This is a genomic window from Moorena producens 3L, from assembly GCF_000211815.1.
GTDB classification, from domain to species: domain Bacteria; phylum Cyanobacteriota; class Cyanobacteriia; order Cyanobacteriales; family Coleofasciculaceae; genus Moorena; species Moorena producens.
Window position 1 is genome coordinate 1 of the sequence record NZ_GL890960.1, and the last position, 24,943, is coordinate 24,943.

At 43.5% G+C, this 24,943-nt stretch carries 22 protein-coding genes and 2 pseudogenes; 9 read left to right on the forward strand and 15 right to left on the reverse strand.

Annotation, left to right across the window (positions count from 1 at the left end):
• The first annotated feature begins 481 nt into the window (after nt 1-481).
• Both LYNGBM3L_RS44310 and LYNGBM3L_RS25555 read left to right on the forward strand, forming a co-directional pair.
• Complete coding sequence (locus tag LYNGBM3L_RS44310; RefSeq protein WP_154659915.1) at nt 482-619, forward strand: hypothetical protein; 138 nt, start codon at nt 482-484, stop codon at nt 617-619.
• A gap of 65 nt (nt 620-684) precedes the next feature.
• Nucleotides 685-1,137, forward strand: coding sequence for a MerR family transcriptional regulator (locus tag LYNGBM3L_RS25555; RefSeq protein ID WP_008188274.1), 453 nt, complete (start codon nt 685-687; stop codon nt 1,135-1,137).
• Nucleotides 1,138-1,241: 104 nt separating this feature from the next.
• Here LYNGBM3L_RS25555 and LYNGBM3L_RS25560 read toward each other — a convergent pair whose 3' ends face one another.
• The 3 genes from LYNGBM3L_RS25560 to LYNGBM3L_RS25570 form a co-directional block, all read right to left on the reverse strand.
• Nucleotides 1,242-1,583, reverse strand: a complete 342-nt coding sequence (locus tag LYNGBM3L_RS25560; protein WP_008188276.1) for a XisI protein — start codon at nt 1,581-1,583, stop codon at nt 1,242-1,244.
• A complete protein-coding gene (locus LYNGBM3L_RS25565) occupies nt 1,571-1,984 on the reverse strand; it encodes an element excision factor XisH family protein (protein WP_008188279.1) in 414 nt (137 codons plus the stop codon). The genes LYNGBM3L_RS25560 and LYNGBM3L_RS25565 overlap by 13 nt, the downstream gene beginning before the upstream one ends.
• An 80-nt stretch (nt 1,985-2,064) precedes the next feature.
• Nucleotides 2,065-3,507 (reverse strand): sensor histidine kinase, encoded by a 1,443-nt coding sequence (locus tag LYNGBM3L_RS25570; protein WP_008188281.1) that lies wholly within the window; start codon nt 3,505-3,507, stop codon nt 2,065-2,067.
• Between the two features lie 870 nt (nt 3,508-4,377).
• Here LYNGBM3L_RS25570 and LYNGBM3L_RS25575 point away from each other — a divergent pair.
• Complete coding sequence (locus LYNGBM3L_RS25575) at nt 4,378-6,432, forward strand: M48 family metalloprotease (protein WP_008188282.1); 2,055 nt, start codon at nt 4,378-4,380, stop codon at nt 6,430-6,432.
• A gap of 171 nt (nt 6,433-6,603) precedes the next feature.
• On the opposite strand, the gene LYNGBM3L_RS25580 is transcribed toward LYNGBM3L_RS25575, so the two are convergent.
• The 3 genes from LYNGBM3L_RS25580 to LYNGBM3L_RS41725 form a co-directional block, all read right to left on the reverse strand.
• Nucleotides 6,604-7,998: a sugar porter family MFS transporter gene (locus LYNGBM3L_RS25580; protein ID WP_008188284.1), complete on the reverse strand. Its 1,395-nt coding sequence runs from the start codon at nt 7,996-7,998 to the stop codon at nt 6,604-6,606.
• Entirely contained in the window at nt 7,988-8,113 is a 126-nt protein-coding gene (locus LYNGBM3L_RS48970) for a hypothetical protein (protein WP_267872095.1), read from the reverse strand. The genes LYNGBM3L_RS25580 and LYNGBM3L_RS48970 overlap by 11 nt, the downstream gene beginning before the upstream one ends.
• 66 nt (nt 8,114-8,179) lie before the next feature.
• Complete coding sequence (locus LYNGBM3L_RS41725; protein WP_071986943.1) at nt 8,180-8,353, reverse strand: ribbon-helix-helix domain-containing protein; 174 nt, start codon at nt 8,351-8,353, stop codon at nt 8,180-8,182.
• A 69-nt stretch (nt 8,354-8,422) separates the two neighbouring features.
• Here LYNGBM3L_RS41725 and LYNGBM3L_RS25585 point away from each other — a divergent pair, with 69 nt between their 5' ends.
• The 4 genes from LYNGBM3L_RS25585 (at nt 8,423) to LYNGBM3L_RS25595 (ending at nt 11,180) form a co-directional block, all read left to right on the forward strand.
• Nucleotides 8,423-9,673 (forward strand): RNA-guided endonuclease InsQ/TnpB family protein, encoded by a 1,251-nt coding sequence (locus tag LYNGBM3L_RS25585; protein ID WP_008188286.1) that lies wholly within the window; start codon nt 8,423-8,425, stop codon nt 9,671-9,673.
• Nucleotides 9,674-9,912: 239 nt separating this feature from the next.
• On the forward strand, nt 9,913-10,233 hold the full coding sequence (locus LYNGBM3L_RS25590) for an NfeD family protein (RefSeq protein ID WP_008188289.1): 321 nt from the start codon (nt 9,913-9,915) through the stop codon (nt 10,231-10,233).
• A gap of 235 nt (nt 10,234-10,468) precedes the next feature.
• Nucleotides 10,469-10,669: a hypothetical protein gene (locus LYNGBM3L_RS41730; protein ID WP_131827196.1), complete on the forward strand. Its 201-nt coding sequence runs from the start codon at nt 10,469-10,471 to the stop codon at nt 10,667-10,669.
• Between the two features lie 79 nt (nt 10,670-10,748).
• Entirely contained in the window at nt 10,749-11,180 is a 432-nt protein-coding gene (locus LYNGBM3L_RS25595) for a helix-turn-helix domain-containing protein (RefSeq protein ID WP_008188291.1), read from the forward strand.
• A gap of 229 nt (nt 11,181-11,409) precedes the next feature.
• Here the strand turns inward: LYNGBM3L_RS25595 and LYNGBM3L_RS25600 are convergent.
• Nucleotides 11,410-12,587: pseudogene (locus LYNGBM3L_RS25600) on the reverse strand (pyridoxal phosphate-dependent aminotransferase).
• A gap of 631 nt (nt 12,588-13,218) precedes the next feature.
• On the opposite strand from LYNGBM3L_RS25600, the gene LYNGBM3L_RS25605 reads away from it, so the two are divergent.
• The gene (locus LYNGBM3L_RS25605; RefSeq protein ID WP_008188298.1) at nt 13,219-13,629 is read left to right on the forward strand and encodes a J domain-containing protein; all 411 of its coding nucleotides are present in this window, start codon (nt 13,219-13,221) and stop codon (nt 13,627-13,629) included.
• 37 nt (nt 13,630-13,666) lie between these two features.
• On the opposite strand, the gene LYNGBM3L_RS25610 is transcribed toward LYNGBM3L_RS25605, so the two are convergent.
• The 3 genes from LYNGBM3L_RS25610 to LYNGBM3L_RS25620 form a co-directional block, all read right to left on the reverse strand.
• A complete protein-coding gene (locus LYNGBM3L_RS25610; RefSeq protein WP_044494800.1) occupies nt 13,667-13,975 on the reverse strand; it encodes a P-II family nitrogen regulator in 309 nt (102 codons plus the stop codon).
• A gap of 141 nt (nt 13,976-14,116) precedes the next feature.
• The gene (locus LYNGBM3L_RS25615; protein ID WP_008188303.1) at nt 14,117-14,413 is read right to left on the reverse strand and encodes an acylphosphatase; all 297 of its coding nucleotides are present in this window, start codon (nt 14,411-14,413) and stop codon (nt 14,117-14,119) included.
• A 161-nt stretch (nt 14,414-14,574) separates the two neighbouring features.
• The gene (locus LYNGBM3L_RS25620) at nt 14,575-15,936 is read right to left on the reverse strand and encodes a histidine phosphatase family protein (RefSeq protein WP_008188306.1); all 1,362 of its coding nucleotides are present in this window, start codon (nt 15,934-15,936) and stop codon (nt 14,575-14,577) included.
• Between the two features lie 230 nt (nt 15,937-16,166).
• Here LYNGBM3L_RS25620 and LYNGBM3L_RS50605 point away from each other — a divergent pair.
• Nucleotides 16,167-17,775: pseudogene (locus LYNGBM3L_RS50605) on the forward strand (CPBP family intramembrane glutamic endopeptidase).
• Nucleotides 17,776-17,850: 75 nt separating this feature from the next.
• Here LYNGBM3L_RS50605 and tftA read toward each other — a convergent pair.
• From tftA to panD, 5 genes are all read right to left on the reverse strand, one after another.
• The gene (gene tftA, locus LYNGBM3L_RS25630; RefSeq protein WP_044494802.1) at nt 17,851-19,164 is read right to left on the reverse strand and encodes a hormogonium tapered terminus morphoprotein TftA; all 1,314 of its coding nucleotides are present in this window, start codon (nt 19,162-19,164) and stop codon (nt 17,851-17,853) included.
• 233 nt (nt 19,165-19,397) lie between these two features.
• Complete coding sequence (locus LYNGBM3L_RS25635) at nt 19,398-20,504, reverse strand: peptidoglycan-binding protein (RefSeq protein WP_008188316.1); 1,107 nt, start codon at nt 20,502-20,504, stop codon at nt 19,398-19,400.
• A gap of 605 nt (nt 20,505-21,109) precedes the next feature.
• Entirely contained in the window at nt 21,110-22,411 is a 1,302-nt protein-coding gene (locus LYNGBM3L_RS25640; protein ID WP_008188319.1) for a TauD/TfdA family dioxygenase, read from the reverse strand.
• Nucleotides 22,412-22,458: 47 nt separating this feature from the next.
• The gene (locus LYNGBM3L_RS25645; RefSeq protein ID WP_008188321.1) at nt 22,459-23,778 is read right to left on the reverse strand and encodes a TauD/TfdA family dioxygenase; all 1,320 of its coding nucleotides are present in this window, start codon (nt 23,776-23,778) and stop codon (nt 22,459-22,461) included.
• A gap of 175 nt (nt 23,779-23,953) precedes the next feature.
• Entirely contained in the window at nt 23,954-24,439 is a 486-nt protein-coding gene (gene panD / locus LYNGBM3L_RS25650) for an aspartate 1-decarboxylase (RefSeq protein ID WP_008188324.1), read from the reverse strand.
• Between the last annotated feature and the right edge of the window lie 504 nt (nt 24,440-24,943).

A 24,943-nucleotide genomic window follows, 5' to 3' on the forward strand; every position in this document is an offset into this window, starting at 1 on the left:
AGATAAATAATAAAATCAGCATCAGGCATCAGTCGTTTCAGAGCCTGCAAGTGCCCCTCCGCATCTGATCGGTTGCGAAAACGACGCACAACCATCCGCTGCATCTTCGGCAATAGACGAATGAGCGCCCATGGATATAGGCGTTGAGAGTAGGACATAAAATATTAGGTATCTCCTTAACTGGGGGTCTAGAGCCAGCCTGGGGTCCTGGAGAAACTGTCGGCTGGCTCTTACCGTGGAGCGTTTTAGCGCCCACGGTATTTTTATTATAACACAAATAATCTTTAATTATAACATATTTTGAAAATTTTTGTAACAAATTTTTTAGGGAGTAGGGAGTAGGGAGTAGGGAATAGGGAGCAGGGAGCAGGGAGCAGGGAGTTGTGGAGTGGGGAAAAATCCTGTGTACCAAGCTCAATAATTAATTGATTAATTATTTTAGTGAACTAACTATTGCGATAGGGATTGGCTCCGCTGCGCGATGCTCAGTACGAGCCGCTACGCGATTGGCCTTAGGCCACGCTACGCGATGCTCGGTACGAGCCGCTGCGCGAACGCATCCACCAACCATATCCTAAATCTTCCGTCAATTCCCGATTCCCGATTCCCGATTCCCTGACATTGTCAATTTTTCTTTTATCTATTAGACTATTATTATAGGAATAGTTAAAGGAGAGTCAACTGATGAACAAGTGTGTTGGTACTACTGAAGCAGCATCTTTATTAGGAATTTCCTCTAGACGATTGCGACAACTCCTTGAGAAGGGTCGCGTCCGGGGTGCCTATAAAACCGGGAAATTCTGGATTATTCCTCTGTTCAACCATTTGCCACAAATTACTAAAGGTACCCGTGGACCAAAGGGCAAATGGCGTACCAGTCGTCCCCCCGCTTTAGCTAAGATTAATGTCAATCGCAATCACATTGGCTCGAATATCAAGAAAAGCCCCAAAGATCGGAAGCCAGTGATTTCAGTAAAACGAAAGGGCACTAATCTCTACGGCAACGAAGTCGAAATCCTCGGTCCTTGTAAGATTGTTTATCAGCCGGATAATCCACTTGATTGTGGCGCTCGTTTGTGGATCGAAACTTTCAGTGATATTCACTTCATTGGTGGCAGTTTCCCGGCTAGTAGCTGATCATCATAGTCAGAGTCAGGGACTGTAAACGGGATTGACCCTAGGTTATGCTAAGCGATGCTCGGTACGAGCCGCTACGCGAACGCATTCGCCAATCCTAAGATTTACCTGATAGCAAAACCAGTATCTGCTCGCCTAATTGGTGAGATAAATCCTAATACAATATCTGATTTAGGAATTGATAGCTCTACCAATTTCTCAGCAATACGCAAATCAGTGCCATCGTAGTGTACCCAAACTTTTCCATCATGACTAACATCAATATGTAGATAACAACCGTAAGTGCGTTTAGAGCCACGCCATCCGTTGAAATACAGCAGGTAGTGTCCCCTCTCATCATCTAAAATAATCTGACTCTTAACCTGATCATCAGGACGCTCACCCAGCTTCCCAGTTTCTATGGTAATTTTACGAACAATTGACTTATACTTCCCTAGTTTATCCATCGCTCAATAGTTGCTTCATCGATCCGATACACCAACATTTTAACCTGATAGCGAGCCAGTAGTTCTGTAATAAAGTCTTCCTTGAAAAAATCTTCATAGGTATCATCTGGTACAGCTAAAAATAATGTTCGTTCCGGCATCTTTTTTTCAAGAGCATACTTATAAAAACTAAACTGACCCAAAGCTTGATAAAAATCATGAAGCGTTGAGACACCAATAAAGCTTTTTATTTCTATAGCAATTTTTTCACCATCTTTTTCAGCAGCAATTAACCGTTCAGCTCCTAAATCAACCTGAATCTTACGTTTGCCAGCTTCTACAATGAGGGGGTCATCCGTAATCAACCATCTTTCCTTGACTAGCGCTGCTTTTACTAATTCATGATACTTGTCTCTTGCCATAGTAGAATAGCAACATCTCCTGGAAAACCCTACCGATAATAAAATAGTGATACCAAAATCCTGATGCCCGGCAGTATTCCCTACCACTGTAACGGTAAGCAAACCGTAAATATACTTCCTTTGTTTAACTGCGATCGCACTTTCACACTCCCCCCCATCCCCTCGACCAAAGTCTTGACAATGGATAGACCCAAACCCGCGCCACCGGTAGAACGAGTTCTAGTTTCATCGACCCGATAGAAGCGGTCAAAAATACGGGCTTGTTGTTTTAAAGGAATACCAATACCACGATCACAGACCTCAATTCTGCCACGGCCATCCACCTGAGTTAACTTAACAGTGACTGGTTTATCGACACTAGAGTATTTTACGGCATTATCAATCAAATTCAGTAGGACTTGTTTGAGGCGATTGATATCACCTTTGACCCAAATTCCAGGTTTAATACACTCAACCTTAATAACTCGCTTAGTATATTGTCTTGCCATCTCAGCCACCTCTTCGACCAACTCATCTAGGACAAAGGATTCTAGATTGAAGTGTATATGACCACTATCCGCTCGTGCCAAATCCAGTAAATCCTGCAACATTTGCACAGTGCGGTCAGCTTCTGAAGAAGCAATTTCTAGGGCTTCGCGCTGAGGTGGACTCAAATTAGCACCGCGACGTAAGGTACTTTGGACGTAGCCAGAGACTAAGGTTAAAGGAGTGCGCAATTCATGGGATACATTGCTAACAAATTGCCGTTGATTTTCTAAGGCTTCATTCAGACGCACTAGCATTTCGTCAAAGGTTTGTGCCAATTCTCTGACTTCAGTGGGAGCATTATCGAGCTGTATTTGCACATCCCCCAAATCATCAGCAGAAATACTCTCAGTTAGCTGACTCATCAACTGTAGTGGTTGGAGCGATCGCTTAATATAGAATGCGATCGCAATACACATCCCTCCAATAGCCAGTGCTGTAGCAATCCCCAGACTCCGGATCAGCTGCAAAAACATCTGTTGATCACTAGTAATGTCTTGGGCAATGTAAAACTTACCGAGATTGGCTTGCTTAACTTCCAAAGTAGTGCCGCAAACCACCCAGTAACTTCCATTTACTTCCAAGACTTCTGGCATGGGCGGTATCCGTGACAAATACTTTGGAGAAGTCAGAGTGTCCATAACCTCTAGGGCTTCAGATTGAGCAACAATACCATTGTTGGGATGCTTTACCCAGAGTAGGGTGTTACTATTGCTGAGTTTATCAATTGCCTTTTGCATCCCGGTTTCCGGGGTAACCATATCGCTATAGATTTCCACATCCTGGGGGAAGCGCTCTGCAATATAACTAATACTCTGTTTGTGAGTGGAAACCAGAATATGCTGCATTTTCCAGCTGGTCCAAATTGCCAAACTGCCCATACCTAAGGCTGAAACAGCGGCAATTCCTAAGGTTAGTCTTACCCGTAGGGAACGTAAATCAAGCTTTAGGTAGGAGTTATTCAAGAATTTTTCCAGCAAACGGCTGGGGAACTTCATCAGTCTTTGTAGGAATATTTATATTAATATTACTGATTATCAGTTTGACAGAACAATCTGAGAAATTACTGATAGACTAGTTAGAATCAGATAACTAATATCTTGTTCGGGACCATGGGGATTGTCAAGCTAGGGGAATTGGGAATTGGGAATTGGGAATTGGTAACTATAATTACTATTTATCCATAACTACTGGACTAGAAACACTACCGATAAGGGTACATCTCATATTTGTCAAAAAGAAGGGGAGTGTGGGGAGTGTGGGAAGTGTGGGAATTTTATTATAATAATTTTTTCCTAATTTCATCCATTGAGATGCACCCAGCCTAAGGTTAGTAACAGTCTAAGCTATCAGCTAATGGGCTACTTGAGGTGTTACTTGAGGTGCTAATGGGCGACAGATGGTGCTACAGATGGTGCTATTAGCTTATGGCCGCTTGGGCAAGCTACGACAAAAGGTTTTGAATAAAACAAGCAACCATTCGTTTAATCTGAGTTCAATCTGCTGTTCGCGCAGCGTGAGCCTTTAGCTCACGGCTGACAGCTGACTGCTGAATGCTTATATTTCATTTGATGAACATAGCGCAATTATGTGTATCGGTAATCAGTAAAATAACGTATATTTATACTATCTACCAATCGTAATTCATTTGTGAACAATAACAAGTGGTGAGAGGCTTACCTATCACCCGATAACTCTATTACCCTATCACCTGATCTAAGCTTGGGTATATTAGACCTCTTGCCAAAGTCCAAAAGTAGTCTCCATAATCCTTCCGAGATCAGATATCCGAAGTTTTCTACTTCTGTAAGAAGTCTAGTTTCTAGTTTTATCAATATCCCGTTCTAGTCATTAGCGACCATTTAATTATGAAACGTTTTGGAAATTTAGTGCTAATTTTGTCAGGAATCCTAATGGCGGGTGAAGCCTCAACTGCCTTAGCTGAGTCTCCTAAAATCGGGGAATCGGAACCAATCCAACACAGTAGTGAACCTCTAACTGTCTCACATTTAGGGGCTACTGAGGTTTCTGACATGTCAGAGGATACTGAAGTCCTTAGGTCAGAGGATATATCTGAGACTGAAGCACCGACTACCGATGCCCCTACCGAAACTTCGGATACTGGTATACCTATACCTATAAATCCTATAGATATAGAAGTGCCATTACCGGATAATTCCACTGAAGACACCGAGCAGCCAGATATCTTAGTGGATAGGGAACTTCCAGAAACAGACACTTCTACGACAACTGTACCTACAATAGACTCAGATACCAAAGATACAGAAGCTTTGGATACAGAAGCTTTGGATACAGAAGCTTTGGATACAGAGGCTTTGGATACAGAGGCTTTGGATACAGAAACTTTCGATACAGAAACTTCGGATACAGAGGTAGAGAAAGAAGAAAGCACAACTGCTGAAGACGCTGAAGAAAAAGACCTGGAAGCAGAAGCTGAAGAACTTAGCCCAGAAGAACTGGCAAAACAGCAGAAACTTATTGAAGCCGATAGACTTTATCTAAGTGGAGATATAATTGCTGCTGAACAGTTATATCGTGAAGCAAAGAATCCTTTTGATACTCCAGAACCAGTTCAAGAACTACCGGAGGCAATTTACGACACCGCTCAACTCTCTCCTGCTGGGGGAGTGTATTGGCGTAACTATGAGTCAGGGTTAGAAAAGAATTTAGAAAGTAAAATTCTGATTCCCCTCAAGTTTTTAGTAGAGCAGCAACCAGAATTTATTCCCGGTCATATACGCTACGCTCAAGCTCTAAAAGATTATGAGCGGCTTGATGAAGGCTTATTAGTTTTAAAGCAAGCTAAAAATCTATATCCCCATGAGCCGGAATTAATCAAGGTAACCATGGCAATGCTAGCAGAATCAGAAAATTGGTTTGAAGCATCTCTGGTAGCTCGTGAATTTGCCCTGTTTAATACTGAGCATCCTCAATCGGAAGAGTTTCTCCAGCTCGCTGATCAACATCTAGACCGCCACATTTCCCATCTCCGGAATGAAATGACCGGTAATACAATAATGAATGTGATTACTGGAACATTAGGTTATGTTTTTACTGGCAATCTTTTTGGTCCGCTATCGGCAATAGAGTCAACTGTATTAATGCTCCAGGGAGAATCAGGGATTGGGAAAAGAATTGCTAAGCAAGCACAAAAGCAATTACCGATGCTAGAAGACGAAGAAGTGTTGGAGTATGTGCGCGAGATAGGCAATAAACTTACCAAGGTAACAGGTCGCGATGAGTTTAACTACGAGTTTTATGTAGTCATGGATGACCAACTCAATGCTTTTGCTCTACCAGGAGGTAAAATATTTATCAACGCTGGGGCTATCCTAAAAACCAAGTCCGAAGCAGAATTAGCTGGTTTACTGGCTCACGAACTATCCCATGCTGTCTTATCCCACGGTTTCCAGTTAGTCACTCAAGGTAACTTGACCGCTAACATTGCCCAATTTATTCCCTATGGTGGCACTGCTGCTAATTTAATTGTACTTAACTACAGCCGAAATATGGAACGTCAGGCTGATGATTTAGGAAATAAAATTCTTACTGCTAGTGGCTATGCAGCAGATGGATTGCGCAATTTGATGATTACCCTCCATGATCAAGGTGGACCAAAACCATTATTTCCTTGGCTTTCAACCCACCCAGAAACTAAAGAACGGATTAATAATTTAGAAGCTATAATCGACAGTAATGGTTATAACCGTTATACTTATGAAGGTGTAGAAAAGCACCTAGAGATTCAGAAGCGAGTTGCTCAACTCCTGAAAGAGTATGAGGAAAAACAGAAGGAAGAAGAGGAGGGCAAACAGGAGGAAAAACAAGAAGATGAGCAGCAGCAAACACAGGATAAAGAACAGGAGCTAAAACCAGAAAATGAGCAGGAGCAACAACAGTAGGAGTAATATTGTAAGTATTCAGCTAATGCGCTACGCGCACGCTACGCGAACAGGGATCAGCGGTCAGCGGTCAGCTTTGTGGCACAGGCTTCCAGCCTGTGACTTCACTGAGATTAAACCAATGCTTACGTTTTATTCAATAGCTGATAGCTTATAGCTGAATACTTACGATTACATTGCTTCGAGTTCCTTACCTTTGGTTTCCCGAACTGCGAAAACAACTAAGAAAAAGGAGATAGCAGCAGCAATGGTATAAAGACCATAAGCAGTACCTAAACCAAATCTAGTCAGGAGAATGGGGAAGGTGATGGTAATGAAAAAATTGGCCAGCCATTGAGTTGAAGCACCAACAGACAGTGCAGAGCCTCGAATCTGGTTGTTGAACATTTCCCCTAGCATCACCCAGACCACTGGTCCCCAGGAAAAGCCGAAGCAGAACACATACAGGTTAGCGGCTAAGAGGGCAACAATCCCTTGAGAGTGAGTCAGAATCAATTCACCAGCGCTATCCAACTGGGCGAAAGTAAAAATAAATGCCATTATCCCCAAGGTCAAGGTCATGCCAATAGACCCAAGGAGCAGAAGGGGTTTGCGTCCAAACTTGTCTATGAATGCGATCGCTAAAAGGGTAGTAAGAAGATTAATAGCGCCAGTAATAACATTAATTAGCAGGGAATCCCCTTCTGAAAACCCTACCTCTTGCCATAACACATTACCATAGTAGAATACTACATTAATTCCCACAAACTGTTGAAATATAGATAGCCCCATGCCTACCCAGACAATGGGAAGCAGCATACCATTTTTCCCAATCAGATCAGACAGTTTAGGCTTGCGCTCTTTTAGAACTGTTTGCTGAATTTCCAAGACCTTGGCTTGGACATCACCACTCTCAATCTTGGCGAAAACAGCAGCAGCTTTTGTCAATCGGCCAATAGAGACCAAAAACCGGGGAGATTCAGGAATCAACCAAGCCCCCACCCAATAAACAGTTGCTGGAATCAGCTCCATCCAGAACATCCAGCGCCAAGCCGGTATAGAAAACCAAAGTGGTGCTTCTGCTGAACCGGTAGCCATACCAATCAAGTAGTTGCTGACAAAAGCAATAAAAATACCAATAACAATTGCCAATTGCTGCAGAGAACCTAACCTTCCCCGCAGGTGAGCTGGAGAAACCTCTGCGATGTAAGCTGGACTAATTACACTAGCGGCACCCACAGCAATGCCACCCACCAGTCGATAGACTACAAAATCCCAGATACTGATCGCTATACCAGAGCCAATGGCACTGATAGTAAATAAAGCAGCAGTCATCAGCATCACCTTTTTGCGGCCATACCAATCCGCCATCTGTCCAGCGTAAAACGCCCCAACTGCAGAACCTAGCAGCATCGAAGATACTGAAAATCCCGTCCCGACGCTAGTGGAGTGAAAGGCTTTTTGCAGTGCTGTAATCGTGCCATTGATCACTGCACTGTCGAAACCGAATAAAAAACCACCAATGGCAGCTACTGCGGAAATCAGGAGTACAAAAGATATATGGTATTGTTGTTTGTCATTTATCATTTATAGCAGTTCTCAATGGGGTGAGGTACTTTCGTCTTGGGTTAATGGGAGTAGGGAGTAGTGAGTAGGGAGTAGGGAGTAGGGAGTAGCGCTGCATCGCTTTTGAATTTTCCATGTTGATGCATACCTGGAAGCTTTTTGCCCTCATTCTTTAGCTTGAACCCGCGAGAAGCCCCACATCTCAATGCGTAGCATGAGTGTGGGATGAATCGCGGACAGGGTCTTTTGGATCAGGGAAGCGAGCTATCAAACTCCTGATCAACTCGGATTGAGTCATTCCACGTCGATTCGCTTCTTGTTCCAATTGCCTTCTTTCAAAATCGGTAACTCGGATTGTTAATTTTTTGTTTTTCATTTTCGCTTGCCATGTGGCCGTACCTGTGTTACTATCATTATAGGTCTAAAAGCTTAAAAAGCAAGTCAAATGAGGACTGCATATCAATACCGGTTAAAGCCGACAAAATCACAAAAAGCTATCATAGATAATTGGTTGTCGATGCTTTGTGCTCAGTACAATTACTTGCTAGCAGACCGATTCTCTTGGTATGAACAAAATCGGTGTTCTATTAATGCTTGCGCCCTCGTCTGTCATCTTCCGGAGCTAAGAGATAATCCAGATTATTACAGCCAGAAAAAGACTTTACCCGATCTCAAAAAGGCTCGTCCTTGGTACAAGGACATTCATTCCCAAGTACTTCAGGATGCTGTCAAAAGGGTTAAGTTAGCTTTTGATCGATTCATCAAGGGAGACAAAAACGGAAATAAAAGCGGCAGACCCAGATTCAAAAAGAGACACCGTTATCGCACCTTTACTTATCCCCAAATGAAAGAGGGGTGCTTGCAAGGTGAATTGATTGATTTGCCTAAAATAGGAAAAGTCAAAATTGTCTTACACCGCACCATTCCTGATGGGTTCAAAATAAAAACAGCCTCAGTCACTAAAAAGTGTGATGGCTACTATTTGGTTTTGTCCCTAGAAGACAAAACAATTCCTGAAACCAAGGCTGACCTTAATCCTAGCTCAATCATCGGTATTGACGTTGGACTTAAAGAATTTTTAACTACTTCCGAAGGGGAAACCATTAAGACTCCTCAATATTACCGAAAAGCGCAAAAACGCTTAAAAGTAATACAAAAACGAGTATCTCGAAGGAAGAAGGGAGGAAAAAATCGGCTCAAGGCTATTAAGCAACTTGGAATACAACACAAAAAAGTTGCTGACAAGCGGAAAGACTTCCATTTTAAAACCGCCAAATATTTGTTGTCAAAATATGATGTAATTGCTCACGAAAAATTAAACGTCAAGGGACTAAATAAAACCCGATTGGCTAAGTCTGTGTTAGACGCCGGGTGGTCAAGCTTTCTGACAATCCTATCAAGCAAAGCCTTAAATGCTGGCTTGTTAACGATCCCAGTAAGTGCCCGAAATACTTCGCAGAATTGTTCCAGTTGCGGCAAAAAAGTACCTAAAAAGCTGCATATCCGTTGGCATGATTGTCCCCATTGTGGATGCAGTCTTGATTCGCCGAAGGCGACGCTACGCGAACGTGATCACAATGCGGCAATAAACATAAAAAATAGAGCGGAAGGGCAGTCCGTTCTTAAAGCCCAGCGCCTCCTAAGGGATACCCGGATTGGCTGGGAAGCCTACACTGACCTTACAGGTTCACTGTAGGAGCTGTCACGTGGAGAAGTTGCCAGTTAAGCAACTGTCTATCGAAAGAACGACCTATCACCTTAGGCATAGCAGGCTCCAATAATAGACAGAGCTAGGATTAGAGCCAAATATTGCCAAGACCCTAACTACCACGGGATTGTGTACAGGTTTAAATAGTGGCATGGGATACCTCACCAGGCTTTAGATAACGAAAGTAGAGTTTAAAGGTAAGGTAAAGCTCAGGGAGCAGGCAGCAAATGGAATCAACTAAAAACCCCACCATGGAAGAGATGAACCTATTCTCAGAGCCTGGCACTGGCAAGGTAGAAAAGACAATTACTCCTCATAAGCCAGGACGAGTCAAGTATAAAGCAACTTACTGGCCAGCAGAAGTATGCTCCGATTTTCAAGTCACCCTTGAACCTGAAGACCCAGTTACAGTTGTTGGTCGGCGGGGCATTACCCTGATTGTGGTACCAGTGGGTTATATTTTTCCCGACGATTCCCAAGAGTCGAGCCAAAACCTAGCCACAGGGATTGTCTCACGCTTGTTGAGTTGGACTCAACGATTAGCTTGAGTGTTTACAGTATTTTCACATTAAACCAAACTAATTAACTTCAGAAGCCCAATACTGTCCACGGGTCAGTATTGGGCTTCTGGGTTTACTTGAACTTTGGCACTAATAGCAAAGGGAATAGGGAACAGCGGATCTCGGAGTAGAAAACAAAAATTATCACAATTCCTACACTGATCCCTAAAGATCACTTTTTGACGGACTTAGAAAATAAGGCGTTGCTTAATTTTTAATAGTTTTGTGGAATGGGCATGTTTGCGTGGAACTGGCATCTTGTGTAGAACTGGCATCTTGTGTAGAACTGGCATCTTGCCAGTTTCATGCTTATTGTCGGGCGGGCAGGATGCCCACTCTACTCCTATTCAGCGCGAAGACTGACGCAACGCCAAAAATAACTCTACCGCTAAAGTTAGTTATTAATAATCATCCTACTTTATAAGTGAGTTTACTAGAACTTTGACAATAAGGTAACTTTTTAAGTTATAATAGTTTTATCGGTATAGTTTTTGGATACAACTATGAATAAGTGCGTTTGTACTACTGAAGCCGCATCTCTTTTAGGTATTTCTCCTCGGCGATTGCGCCAACTCCTTGAAAAGGGTCGCGTCCGGGGTGCCTATAAAAGTGGGAAATTCTGGATTATTCCCCTGTTCAACAATCTGCCCCAAATCATTAAAGGTACTAGAGGACCAAAAGGAAAATGGCGTACCAGTCGTACTCCAGGTCTAGCCAAGATTAATGTCAACCGCAATCACATTGGCTCCAATATCCACAAAAGTCCGGAAGAGCGCAAGCCAGTGATTTCAGTAAAACGAAGTGGCAACAATTTATACGGCAACCAAGTAGAAATCCTTGGTCCTTGCCGGATTACGTATCAGCCGGATAACCCACTGCCTTGTGGCGCTCGTCTGTGGATCGAAACCTTCAGTGATGTTCACTTTATTTCTTGATGCAGTCGCTCATGGGGGAAACCCCCAAGACCGCTTAGGTGCGCTTTCCGTTGGCGAATTAAATTCGCCACGGGTCGCACCTCTGCATCGCTGGTGGTAGTTTTTCTGCTCGTGGTTGAAGCAAAAGTTGCTAGTTATCGACAGCAGAACAGAGGTATCAACGTTTGTCGAGAATGGCAACAACTGATCACAAAATTGTGATCACAAAGCTATGGAAAGCCCCCGAATTTTATCCGTGGCCATTGACTTGATGCAAAAACTTTTCCAAGCGATCCATCCCCTTCTCAATGGAAGCCATATCCGTAGCATAGGAAAGACGGATACAATCATCAGCACCAAAGGCAATACCAGGAATTGCAGCAACTTGCTCGGAACTGAGTAAGCGATCGCAAAATTCCAAAGAGCTTAAACCCGTTTGACTAATGTTAGGGAATAAGTAGAAAGCAGCGTCTGGCTTCAGACAAGTCAGTCCAGCCATGGCCGTGAGCCGCTCTAACATCACCTGTCGCCGTTGGGCAAAGGCTTGGCGCATCTGTTCTACACAGTCAAGGGAACCTTCCAAAGCTGCGATCGCACCATACTGAGCAAAGGTACAAACATTGGAGGTGCTATGACTTTGAATCGTGGTCATTGCTTTAATTAGCTCTACTGGACCTGCTATATAACCGATACGCCAGCCAGTCATAGCAAAAGCTTTAGCAAACCCATTACTAATGATAGTGCGCTTGAATATTTCTGAGCTTACTTCCCCAATACTAAGGTGTTGAGCCCCATCGTACCGAATTTTCTCGTAAATTTCGTCAGAAACCACCAGAATATTCTTGCTCTACCACTACTTCCGCCAAGGCTTTTAGCTCTGCCGGAGTATAAAACCATACCGGTGGGATTAGACGGAGAGTTGAGAATAAATAATTTAGTTTGGGGTGTAATGGATGAACGGAGCTGAGCCGGTGTAATTTTGTACCCTTGAGTGGCATCTGTAGGAACAATCACAGGTTTGCCACCAGCCAGCTTCACCATTTCTGGATAGGAAAGCCAGTAGGGAGCAGGAATAATCACCTCATCTCCCACTTCAATCAGAGCCAGCATCAAGTTGAATAGGGATTGCTTACCGCCATTGGTGACAATAACGTTCTGTGTATCGTAATTGAGGTTATTCTGATGGCGCAGTTTATTTGCGATCGCAGCTCTTAGCTTCGGTTCCCCAGCGGCTGGACCATACTTAGTCTTTCCTTCATCCAGGGCTTGCTTACTGGCTGCTTTAATATGAGCGGGAGTGTCAAAATCCGGTTCTCCAGCGCTAAAACTACAAACATCAATCCCATCTGCCTTCATGGCTTTGGCTTTAGCAGCAATGGCTAAAGTTAAGGAAGGGGTAACTTGACCAACTCTTGATGCCAGCTTCATTCTCACAAATAATAACTGAGGAATTGTTAATGCGATTGCCTTGACAATCTTATAATTATCCCATAATGCATAGCCATTTTGGACTAATTTTAGATTTATTTTAGATTTATTTTAATATTTATTTTATTTTTCAGCCTTGTCCCTTTGTTACCTAATCAGGGCTAATCAGGGCTAATCAAGGCTGTAGAGGTTTGCTGTCAAACCATGAACTTACGTTAACTAAAGACTAGAAACTATATATTTCTTAAATTGATGTGTTTTTTTGCTGCAATTGACTGGCAATTAATTCAGACTTAAATTTATTGTTTACTTGACTAACTAGCAGGGCAAACGCATCTAAATTCTAGAAGCCTTACTCAGAAAAGATTGTCAAATTAATAAGCAAAATTACTTATCAAATCACTCTTATATCGAGTAAGCATTTCAAAACAAGATGTGTTTACCCTGCACTAAGTAGGTAGCTATAAAAGAAAAAGTTTGTTAGTTCTAAGTGTCAAAGTCCTGAGTTTTTTAGTTAGGAACTGACTCAAGGACTTTCATCACAGCGTGAAATTTGCCCCGACAAGTTTGTTTGGGCTTCTTTGTGTCTACTAATTGATTTTCCTGTCACTGTCGGAAGAGGATATTGTAAATGTTAGAGGTAGAGAAATACTACAGAATCCTGGAGCTGGAGCCTGGAGCTTCACAGGAGGAGATTCACCAGGGCTACCTCGATTTGACCTGGGTATGGCATCCTGACCGTTTTTCTGGTAATCCCCGGCTACAACAGAAAGCTCACTGCAAGCTGCAACAAATCAATGAAGCTCATGCCCAATTGCGGTCTTTACAAAGAACTCTCGGTTGGAAAAATAGACACCCCAAGCCTAAACCCCAGAAGCAATCACCATTAAAGAACCAATATCGTAAGTCAGACTTATATAAACGGGAAGTTAATCCTGTAACCACCGAAGCTAGTGAAAGTAAAACTGGGAGTCAGAATCAGGGAAGTCCAAAGTCTAGGCGTGTCTATCGCAGCCAGAAAATCGATGATTGGTTAGATTAACTAACTGGTGATTACTTGTGATCACTTGATCGCTGCTTTAATTGCTTAACGTTTCTATATCCTGTCGGTAGGCAATTAAAGCGTGACGCTTCCGGTATTCGGCTATAGCACGCAGAATTGCATCAGACACTTCCCGGGATACGATCGTCTTAATTTCAACATTGGTGTTGTAGCCCGGAATATCTCCTAGGCGTTTGCCGTGACCCCCCTCTCCCCGTACATCACTAACAGTATAACCAGTAGCCCCGTGGCTTTTGATCAGCTTCACAAGGCTTTCTCGAATTACTGATTCACCAATGATGGTGACTAAGACAGCATTATTGATGGGAGCATCTTCTGTAGACATAGGAAATTCCTTAATTCCTGACATCTACTAGTGTAGAATCTTCTAGTTTAGACTAAATAGATGTTAATTTTTAGTTATCAATGGGATTGACCTACGGTCACGCTACGAAAACGGATTTACAACCAAGCTCAACTATACCGATTAGTGCGTAATTTCAAATCCCTGCAAACCTTCCGGTGTCTCATTCTTAACCAGTACATTGTCAACCACAGCATTTAACGGTCCGGTATGACACCAACGCACCATAGCTTCTACTGCTGTGGTATTCCCTTCAAAGACTGCTTCCACACGCTTATCAAGAAGATTTCTCACCCAACCATTCACCCCTAGATGCTTAGCTTGAAGCATTGTGGCGTAGCGATAACCAACTCCTTGAACTCTTCCGGAAATGAAAACATGGGTGCGGATTTGCTTGTGTGGTGTTGATGAGTTTTGCATTTAGCAGTTTGCTGTTGACTACATCAAGTTAATGTTGAAGGTTGTTCGCCTTAAGCATCCTTTGTCGGCGAGGTTGACTGTAACACTTTGGCTTAGGGTCAACCTTCAACCAACCTTCAACATACTTACCCCAAAGCATGGAAATTGATCGTATTGTTTAGCTACAGCGCACCAGCGGCTGTTTTATCCAATACACCTCCAGATAGGTGTGTGGTGATATTCATCGCTTGCAATACTGGGGCTTTGTCTAAGCCTTGGGGATAATCAATTACGCTGACAGCCCCATTTCCCTGCTTGATACTCCAAATTAATGCTGGACTCAAGCCAAGAATGTCACAAAGTACTACTTTATTGATAGCATCATGAGCCACCACTAAGCCAGTCTGAAATCCAGAACCAGATGCCGTAGCTGATTTAACTATCCCATTCCAGGATGGCACTGCCCTTTCCAAAACATCCTGTAAGTTCTCTCCTTCTGGCATTTGTACCGTTTCTGGGGCAACTTTCCACTGATTGAGCAAGTCACCATACTCTTGGGAAATCTCTGATTCTAATTTGCCCTCCCATAAGCCATGACTGATTTCCCGGAGTCCATCATCAACTTGTAAATTGACATTGGGGTGAGACTGGAGAATAATTTCAGCAGTTTGCTTAGGACGCAGCATGGGGCTACTGACTGCAAAATCAATGGGGATATCTTTTAGAAACTCACCCGCCTGCTGTCCTTGTTTACGACCATTTTCATTTAAAGGTACATCAATTTGTCCCTGGAAGCGAGAGGCACGATTCCAATCGGTTTCACCGTGGCGCACCAACAACAGACGCAACCCAAGGTCAATATCTCCCTTAGGTGCGCTTGACCTTGGCAAGGTTTCTCCCAAGTGGGAGGTTTGATTGAGGGATTCCAATTGTACGGTTTCTCCCCAACCACCAGTGAAATTGAGCACATTGATGCCACAATTGGATTGCCTGATACTATGGTAACGAGCAGGAGTTACCCCAATGGCACTGCTAATTAAGCAGCGATTGATACCATTATGGGCTACGATTAAAATCGTACCTCCTTGATAGAGGCGGATAACCTCTTGCCAAAACTGCTCTGCTTGTTTGTATAGTTCAAGCACAGGAAAGTGTTCTTTAGACCCGACCCCTGTGGGAATGACCATGGAAAATTCGTGGGGGCGTTCTTTCCAGCGTTGGTAGTCTTCTGGGAATTTTTCCTTAACTTCGTTCTTTTGGAGATTTTGCCAAAGGGGTAAATCGATTTCCATCAGCTGATCTGATGGCTGTAACTGGGGAGGGTTTGGCAAATAGGATAGGATAATATCTGCGGTTTGCTTTGCCCGTTGTAAAGGGGAGCAGTAGATGGCATCAAAGCTGAGGCTACTGAGGGCAGTACCAACTTTTTGGGCATCAGCACGACCTTTTTCGGTCAAGACTGACTGATCACTGCGTCCTTGAATGATCTGCTGAATGTTGTAAGTACTTTGACCGTGACGGACAATAACGACGCGGGTAGCCAATCTCTTATTCCTCCATGAGCAGGTATATGGTTCAGCCGGGTCAGCTAGGGTGACAAATGTATACTGGGTATACTCAGATGATTCCGAATCATCAAGGTCATTGTAACCTAGCTAGATCATCCCTAAACTGGCAGTGTAAAGTTGGTGACTAGTTATTGGTTAGTAGTCCATTGAGCAGCAAAAAATAACTAGTAACTAATGAGCAAAATGCTTGTGTGTTGGGGGGTTCGATGACTATAAAACGGTTGGTTTTAATTGTACTGACGATTTTTGCGATCGCTAGAATTGGCCTTTCTCTGGTAGAAAGCTGGGGTCAGCCCCAGATTCAAACTAATCTGGAACTTCGCCAAACCAATCTAGTACTTCATGGCTGGGAGTGGCAGAAAACAACCTCTGATTCTGCTACATCTGAGCAGTCTAATCAGGAGTCTAAGGTAGATTGGACTGTGGCTCGAAATGCTTTAATTGGTGCTGAGCCGTTTCAATCTGCTCAAAAACAGTATGAAACAGCCCGTCAATTGGCTCAGACCAATCAGTCAAAGGTTCTGACCAAACTCCAAAAATTTTCCATAGGGAAGGTAACCACACCAAATGATGGAGCGCCATCACAATCACCAGCCACTCCCCTGACCGAAAACTCCTATCCCTCAGAGCAGCAGCAATTGCAAGAGTCATTGTCTGACATCGAACAGCTGATTGCTCGGCTGGATTTGCGTATTGGAATTCTCCAAGCTCAACAAGGAAAAACCGATGCTGCTATTGAAACCTGGGATGCAAAGACATACCCTAATGGCTCATTAGAAACTGCTGGGGTATTAATGGGTCTATGGAGTGAGCCACCCCTGGTACTACCAGATGCTGAGGAAAAAATTGAACAAAACTTAGATAATTGGTTCCGCTATCGCGCTTTGAGTCAGCTGTATCAAGTGCAGCAGCGCCAAAGTGACCTATTGTCACTCCAAACCCAAGAACAAGAAACGGCTGAACAAGCAATTGTCAAATTATTCGTTATCGCTGTCATCCCAGGATTTAACACCCTATTGGGTTTGATAATCTTAGTGTGCTTGGTTGGTCAGTTGTTGTTTCAAGGTCAGCAATCCCTTCTAGCAACCAATCATAATCTCCCATGGAAAAGCTTGGGATGGGGAAATTATTTGGCAAGTGCTGATTTTTGGTTTTTTCGCCATCGGTCAACTCCTGTTACCGCTTTTAATTGGGCTCTCACTGGGGATTGTTGGGATTAACCCAGCCAATTTTACGGTACAGATGAGTGCTTTCTATGTGTTGCTAACTTACCTAATCATGGCATTTGGGGGCTTGTTAGTGATGTACCTTTCCATTAAGCCCTTTTTGCCCCTGCCACAGGATTGGTTTCGTTTCAAGTGGCGCAGCAACTGGATTGTATGGGGAGTCGGTGGCTATTTGATAGCACTCCCCTTGGTGATTGTGGTATCTCTGATTAACCAACAGTTATGGCAAGGAAATGGCGGTAGTAACCCACTGTTGCCCCTAGCTTTGGAGGGACAGGACAGCATAGCTTTGACGATATTTTTTCTGACAGCAGCTGTGGCAGCACCAGTGTTTGAGGAGATAATCTTTCGAGGGTTCTTGTTACCCTCTTTGACTCGTTATCTACCAGTTTGGGGAGCGATCGCATTAAGTAGTCTGATTTTTGCGATCGCTCATTTGAGTCTCTCAGAAGTCCTACCCCTAGCCACATTGGGAATTGTCTTGGGATTCGTTTACACGCGATCGCGTAATCTCCTAGCTCCCATGCTGCTCCATAGTCTCTGGAATAGTGGTACGCTTCTGAGTTTGTTTGTTTTAGGCAGTAGTTAACAATTGAGTATGACGTGTGAAGTATCAAGTGTTAAGTATTAAGTGTGAAGTATGACGTATTACATTCTTCATCCTTCAAAAAACACCATAAAGCTGTTTAATAAGTACCATAATCTGATTCCCGTACTCCAAATCTGGATTCCAACGTCTGCCTAAGTCATAAACTGAAGGAGCAACACCTCTGGGCACATAGTCAAAACGAGGGTCTACTATCGGGGGCTCGTTAATCATATCAGTACTGGCATATGCCTTCAGGTGCTCAATGTGAGCTTTAACTCCTGTTTTCGGGTCAGGAAATGTAGCACCAGCAGCACTAGCCTCAACAGTACCCAATCCACAGAAGTTATTCTGCTCAGGTTTGACCTTCCCTCCAAAGCGTAAATAATCGGTTTCCAAACACATCTGACAGAAGGCAACATCGTGGTTAACTAACTCATTTTCCGCTTCTTCTATGTAAAGTCTGGGTAAGTCAGGAAATTGTTTTAAACCGTCTTCATTGTTTTTCTCAAGAAAGCTTTTCAATTGGCTTTCCGTGGCATTTCCCATCCCCATAATTTGGTCACCATCTTCCAGTAAGGTGCGGGGAAGTGAATTTAAAATTACAGTTTTTGTCTGATTTTCCCAGGATGCAGCTATATTAAACTCTTGTAAGTCTACCGCTTTGACATATACCACATTTCCGTAACTGATTTGCCGAATATCTTCCCGATCAGTTAGGCTAATCCCGAGCATTTCCACTAAATCAACGGGAATAAAGGCATTGCTATTAATTAAAATACCTTTTTCGTCATACTTCTGTTGTTTAATAAAGATATTGATAGTAGGAAATTCAGGAGTTTTTGGAGTCTGACCGCTCCATTGAATTAACCCTTGAGCAATCCCTTTGGCAAATTTTTCCCGCTGATTTTGCAGTAACTCTAGGTCTTGAGGATTGTCGATAAAACACAACTGCATGAGTACCGAAGAGACTGCTACCTGACGACAAAAGGATAAGCCACGCCGATTTGGAGAGTGGATATCGGGTTGAACGCCACGACTGGGAAGTTCAGGAATTTCTTGGAGTAAGGCATTCAGTAAGAGCTGAGCATCCAGCTGCCTTTCATCGTTACCATAGATGTAAAAAGCTTGAGCCCCTCGCAGGGAACCGTTAAAGGCATTACCATGGATTTCCAAGGCTACGTCACCAGGCACAGCATTGGTATTGATCCATCGAATCGTGTCTCGACGACTGAGAGAGTCAGGAACAACAATACAATCTACTCCCCGTAATTCAAGCTCTTTAACAATTTCATTACGGGTAAGTATCATTTCCCGAGATTCTGTTGTGCCTAAAGCCACTACTCCCGGGTCTTTGAGGTCATGACCAGCGGAAATTAGAATACGTGCCATGGGTTGGTCTCTTCTCCTTAGTTTACCGTTTTTTGGTCGGAAAATAATTCGGTAGATAGCTTTAAAAAGTCGTGCTAATAGCTTACGCATTTCGCATTTAAATTGTCAGTTACGGAGAAACAATCAATGAAACAATCAATGATGACTTAGGAATGATGAATACCTCTGGAACTTGTGAATGAATGATACATTGTTTTGCCATTGACCATTGGGTTAGGGTCAATGGTTCTCGATTAAAGTCCCATCTTGGCACGGGTTGCTGGGCCGACAACTCCATCTACATCTAAGCCGTTTTGTTCTTGGAACTGCTTTACAACTCCCTCACTACCTGGTCCATAGACACCATCCGGCTCCAGACTATAGCCTGCTTTGGCCAAGGCTTGTTGAATAGCACGTACGTCTTCTCCCTTCATGTAAGGTTGGCTTAGGCGCAGTACCCGAAATTGTATTGACTTGTCAGATTCGGTCTTGGGGGGTACCGAGATCGAAAACCCTTCTGAAAAACTATTGTTTAGTCGTCTCTCGGTTGATGGTCCGTAGGAACCATCTTCGGCAATCCGGTCATTGATATTATAGCGGTTCCAAACTCGCTGGAATGCCCGCACTGCTAGGGAGCGAATGTCTCGGGTCCGTCCGCCTACGTAGTCGAAATGAACTGGGTCCCCCCAACCGAGCCATCGCCAGCCGTACTTCTGGAGGTAAGGTCGCCAGCTCAGGTAATCTGAAATATCAATGGCTAGACCACTTTGGTGATTACTTCGAGACGGACGGGCAGCAATGGGAATACCGCAACGGCGATTTCTGTAGTGGTTATATAACACTAATTGCTGGGCAATGGTGCGATAGGCTGAATTGATTACCATGGGAACGCCCCGGTCTTGAATAGCACGTTCGAGGGCTCTTTTGGCAGCGGGTTGCAGCATAGCCCAGACAGCAGGACCTAGTTCCACATCTAAATCATCAAAACTGATTAGTACATTCGGGATGAGTCGGTTCATTTCATCAATAATCTGTTTGTCTAGCCCCCGAACCACTTCTGTGGAGCAGGAGGTAACATTCCTGACCTTGATGGATATTTTCTTAGGGAACAACTGCTTGTCGTCATCCCAAACTTCCACATGGGGTTCGTAGACGTACCAGGTATTCTTGCCATTAAATTCATCTTTGGTCAAAGCAACCCGCAGGTAAGACTTCTCTTCTTTGAGGTCTACCCAGCTGTGCAGCTCTAGTTCCCTGCCTTTTTTGACCCAAACTTTATCCTCTTCATTTTCGATCTTCTGGCTGGGTACAGGTTGCTGTTTTAGGAAGGTATCATGTACGATTTTCAAAGATAAGACCATCAGTTTCCCTCATAGATGAAATGGTGGCAGTAGTCGTGATTGGTGAGTCGTGATTGGTGAGTGGTAATTGGTGTTTGTTAGTTCAAGTACACTCCTGCCTAGGAGGAGTTATTAGGACGTTTCAAGCTAGCTGTTGTTAGCGGTACCTAACTCAAGACTCTTACACTATATATTTATATTCAATACTAGAGCCTGGGATTATGGGCAAATCCTTGAAAAATTAGCCATAATCCTCCTCTGGTAACGGTTAGAGTCAAGAGGATATCAATGTTGGTGCTTGGTTAGACAGTGAGCAGCTACTGACTCGATTCCTAAGCCCAATCCCTGTTACTGTAATCAGCATTCGAGCCTTAAGTCCTATTATGTCTGCTTTAACAATCCCTCGGGAACCTCTATTAAAATGGGAGGACAAAAATTTTTTTTGCTTGTGCCAGTTTAATAACTAGCATATTATTTAGGAATAAATTACCGATTTGTGATAATGAGCAACTATTATAATAGTTAGGGCGCACCTCGGTGCGCCCTAAAAATAGCTTTAATCTTCTGATGCAAGCGCTGTTTGTTGTTGACAGCGCTTCACTTCCCATCGATTAAGATTATGCATCTCAAACATAGCGATCTGCGAGAATTTCCAAAGCACGGTCTGAGCATCCCATTAACCACAGGTTTGACATCCCAGTTTTCTCCCCTAGCAAAATTCGCCGTCTACAGCGGAAGGTTTCTTCCTCCAAGTAGGCTCCTAGCAAGGTTCGTTTCAGGAAAGGACTCCAGATACCAGTACGTCCATGGAGCACTCGCCAGTTGTCAACTACTAACACCTGTCCAGGAGTCAGTAGAAATTCGGCATTATAGTCAGGATCTTGTAACAGTTGGGAAAATCTTCGGTAGGCTGTCAATAGGTCTTGAATCTTATCGTAGGAAACTTCTAGAGGTATCCTGGTGTTGTGGTTATACCGAATCTGATAAACTTCTCCATTTTCATCTAAGTTAATTAGATGATTACGTCGATAAGCTTCCCATTCGTATTTTCGGGGGCTGAAATCATTTTCCGATAGTTTCTCTTCTACAGAGAGTCGCCGACGACCTGCTGGTATATATTCTGTGGTAAGTAGCTCAAAGAAGTAGGGGTTTTCTGTTTTGATTACCTCTGCTAATTTGAAACCATCAACGACGGTAGAATAGGCTTGTCTGTCGTTATCCGGGTTGTCGTAGAGGGTACATTGCAGATATTGGATTCCAGTGGGAATATCGAAGGCAGTAACGTCTGTATGATTTCTTAAACGCCCCAATTGATAAGAGTGTTGGATAGCTTGAGCAACTGTGTTTTGTCTATCCATAGTAAATACATTGGTGGGATGATAACGTTGCCGTAAAGGCCCCACCCGTTCCACCAATGCCCGAAAGCTTTGTTCGTCATTTGGAGCATTCTCAATTATTGCTACCCCTAGTTCGACGAGCTGATTTAAGTAAGACAATAAAACGTCGTCATCATTCATCACCTCATGATAATCAAAATAAGAGATAGATACTGATGCATCCCAAAGTTGAGGTTTTGATTTTTGTTTAAGGGCTGGGTCATTGTAACAATGAACTCGTAGCCAGGAAGGATCGAATACACTGTGATGCCCTGTTTCCTGACCACCCCAGACAATATCCAAATTCCCTTCAGGATCAATTGTCACCTTTTCAGTAGTTGGGTTTAAAGGAATTTTGAGGAGGTCATGTCCGCTATTGAGGCTTAAGGTATCTCGCTGAAAGCATTTAGGACAGCGACAGCTATCTAGGAGCCAGAGATTATGGTAAAAGCTTTGATGGCCATCTTTCCAAGTGATCTCTACGCCATTGTCACTGGTTGCCATGGATTTGATACAAAAAGCAGGTTTGAGTTGTCGAAGTAGCGTGGTCATGTTAATTTCAAGCTCCTATGTATCAAGCTGCTATGTATGTCGTTTCTTTAGATTGTGGTGCGGTCTGCCAGAATTTCTAAAGCACGGTCTGAGCATCCCATTAACCAGATATCTGACATACCGCTTTTCTTACCTAGTAACAGTCGCCGCCTGCTACGGAATGTTTCTGGCTTCATGTAGGCTCCCAGTAAAACTCGTCGCAGCTGAGGATTATGAATGGCGGTACGCCCGTGGAGTAATCGCCAGTTGTCGTTAACTAATACTTGTCCCGGAGCGATCAGAAATTCGGCGTTATATTCAGGAGCTTCAGCTAGCGCTGTAAATGCTTGGTAGGCTGCATATAAGTCTTGAATCTTATCAGGAGAAACCTCTAGTGGCACTCGGTCTGTTTCATGGTGACGAATCTGGTAGACTTCACCCGTTTCATCCAAATTAATTACATGCTGACGATGATAAGTTTCCCATTGGTACTTCTTGGTGCCAATTTCATGCTTAGATACTTTTTCTTCCACACCCAGGCGACGGCGACCTGTTGGCACATACTCTGTGGTCAGCAACTCGAAGAATTTTGGCTGTTGGGTTCTGAGAACTTGGGCAATTTTAAATCCATCCACTAACGTGGAATATGCCTGTTTGTCATAGTCTGGGTTGTCGTATTGGATACATCCGAGAAATTGCAGTCTGGGAGGAACGTTGTAAGACACATGGTCTGTGTGATTATGTAAACGTTGCATATACTGATAGGCGTGGTGAATATTCCCTGCCAGTTTGTTTGCTGTATCCAACGTAAAGATATGGGTGGGATGATATCGTTCTTGGATCGGTCCAATCCGCTCTATCAGTGCCTGAAAACTTTCTCGATTCTTGGGCACGTTGTCAATGATGACTACTCCCAATTCCAGCATCTTGTCCAACCACAGCAACAGTGCCCAATCGTCTTTCATCACTTCGTAGTAATCGAAATGAGGGATGGACACTGATGAATCCCACAGTTGGGGTTTTCGTCGCTGTTTGAGAGCGGGGTCTGTTTGACAGTGAACTCGCAGCCAAGATGGATCGAATACACTGTGATGTCCAGGTTCTTGACCGCCCCAGACTATATCCAAATTGCCTTCACGATCAATCTTGACCGCTTCAGTGATGGGATTGAGTGGCATTTTCAGGGGGTCATGTCCTTCCCCTTCTGAGCTGTTAAGGCTCAATGTATCCTGCTGGAAGCATTCGGGACAGTGGCAAGCATCCCGCAGCCAGAGGTTATGGTAAAAGCTATGATGACCATCTTTCCAAGTGACTTGTACACCGTTGTTGTTCACTGCAACTGATTCAATCCGAAAAGCGGCTTTGAGTTGCCGAAGTAGGGTTGTCATCTTTCACCTTTATGCTTTGTATTACTTGCTTCCGATTTATTTGAAAACAGGACTTACGCGCTTAAGTGTATTTAGCACCCCTATCTACCAAATTATGGATATTTATGGAAAGTAATGATGTCAAAATACCCCAAAATTGGGTAATTTAGGAGGCAAATGCGTAATTCCTGGAAAACTAGGCTTCAGCCCCCACCATTACCTCTGACTTAGAGGTCAATTGTTTGCCGTTACTGGTTTGATAGCCGTTGTATTCCAGTTTCTCTCCATTAGGGGTGAGAGTAGGGGTGAGAGTCTGGTAAAAAACTTCTTGACAGCAGTTGTTTTCATCAGCAATCAGTACCCGCGCTTGGTGTCCGCTACTCAAAATTTCAGCGCGATCGCATTGCTCGTTTGCCCAGATAATCAAGGTATCTCCCTCTTTGCACAGTAGCGCTCCCCCTCCATTGGGACAAATTTTTCCTGAACCTGCTTCTCCTGGCAAAACATAGGTTGACCAGCGATTGCCATTGTCAATGTTGACAATTTCTACTTCTTCGAGGGGTAGGATCCCTACCTGTGCCAGCAAGTCGGAGTCAATCGTGACACTGCCCACATAGTGGCGGTTTGCCTCAGTTACACGCACTCGATGTAGCTTGGCGTGCATTAGTTTGATGGTCGCCATGATTTATTCTCCGTTGAGTTGAATGAATGAATTGAATGAATTGAATGAATTGAAATTCAATTGACGTGAACGAGCCTATTTCTGGACTTAGCCATTGGCATTTTACGCTCTCTATTTGAGATTGCTATACCATCGCTCCACTAATCACTAAAAACCTAAATCACTTCGGTTCTTCAGTGATTTATGAGTCTATAAATACGGATTTTTTTTCGTCTGCCATGATTACTAAATAGGCGATTTTTAGCAGCTATTCAGTAATAGAAGTTGACACATTTTTTTACACATCATTTTCCAGAAAATACATCGATTTACCTTTCTCCCTCCCACCCTAAGCCCCCTAAATCCCCCAATTATGGGGGACTTTAAGTCTATTTCCCCCCAAACTTGGGGGGCTAGGGGGGCGAATTTTTTTGTAACTGGCGCTCTAGCTCCTTTAGAAGCGGCTAAGGAAAATACTTGCACTTCAAATTATAGAAAATCATCTGTTTCTATCTATTCCGTGCT

Coding starts and splice junctions, on each gene's coding strand:
- LYNGBM3L_RS44310 (WP_154659915.1), top strand. CDS start 482: ATGCTCAGTACGAGCCGCTACGCGATTGGCCTTAGGCCACGCTACGCG.
- LYNGBM3L_RS25555 (WP_008188274.1), top strand. CDS start 685: ATGAACAAGTGTGTTGGTACTACTGAAGCAGCATCTTTATTAGGAATT.
- LYNGBM3L_RS25560 (WP_008188276.1), bottom strand. CDS start 1,583: ATGGATAAACTAGGGAAGTATAAGTCAATTGTTCGTAAAATTACCATA.
- LYNGBM3L_RS25565 (WP_008188279.1), bottom strand. CDS start 1,984: ATGGCAAGAGACAAGTATCATGAATTAGTAAAAGCAGCGCTAGTCAAG.
- LYNGBM3L_RS25570 (WP_008188281.1), bottom strand. CDS start 3,507: ATGAAGTTCCCCAGCCGTTTGCTGGAAAAATTCTTGAATAACTCCTAC.
- LYNGBM3L_RS25575 (WP_008188282.1), top strand. CDS start 4,378: ATGAAACGTTTTGGAAATTTAGTGCTAATTTTGTCAGGAATCCTAATG.
- LYNGBM3L_RS25580 (WP_008188284.1), bottom strand. CDS start 7,998: ATGATAAATGACAAACAACAATACCATATATCTTTTGTACTCCTGATT.
- LYNGBM3L_RS48970 (WP_267872095.1), bottom strand. CDS start 8,113: ATGGAAAATTCAAAAGCGATGCAGCGCTACTCCCTACTCCCTACTCCC.
- LYNGBM3L_RS41725 (WP_071986943.1), bottom strand. CDS start 8,353: ATGAAAAACAAAAAATTAACAATCCGAGTTACCGATTTTGAAAGAAGG.
- LYNGBM3L_RS25585 (WP_008188286.1), top strand. CDS start 8,423: ATGAGGACTGCATATCAATACCGGTTAAAGCCGACAAAATCACAAAAA.
- LYNGBM3L_RS25590 (WP_008188289.1), top strand. CDS start 9,913: ATGGAATCAACTAAAAACCCCACCATGGAAGAGATGAACCTATTCTCA.
- LYNGBM3L_RS25595 (WP_008188291.1), top strand. CDS start 10,749: ATGAATAAGTGCGTTTGTACTACTGAAGCCGCATCTCTTTTAGGTATT.
- LYNGBM3L_RS25605 (WP_008188298.1), top strand. CDS start 13,219: ATGTTAGAGGTAGAGAAATACTACAGAATCCTGGAGCTGGAGCCTGGA.
- LYNGBM3L_RS25610 (WP_044494800.1), bottom strand. CDS start 13,975: ATGTCTACAGAAGATGCTCCCATCAATAATGCTGTCTTAGTCACCATC.
- LYNGBM3L_RS25615 (WP_008188303.1), bottom strand. CDS start 14,413: ATGCAAAACTCATCAACACCACACAAGCAAATCCGCACCCATGTTTTC.
- tftA (WP_044494802.1), bottom strand. CDS start 19,164: ATGGCACGTATTCTAATTTCCGCTGGTCATGACCTCAAAGACCCGGGA.
- LYNGBM3L_RS25635 (WP_008188316.1), bottom strand. CDS start 20,504: ATGGTCTTATCTTTGAAAATCGTACATGATACCTTCCTAAAACAGCAA.
- LYNGBM3L_RS25640 (WP_008188319.1), bottom strand. CDS start 22,411: ATGACCACGCTACTTCGACAACTCAAACCTGCTTTTTGTATCAAATCC.
- LYNGBM3L_RS25645 (WP_008188321.1), bottom strand. CDS start 23,778: ATGACAACCCTACTTCGGCAACTCAAAGCCGCTTTTCGGATTGAATCA.
- panD (WP_008188324.1), bottom strand. CDS start 24,439: ATGGCGACCATCAAACTAATGCACGCCAAGCTACATCGAGTGCGTGTA.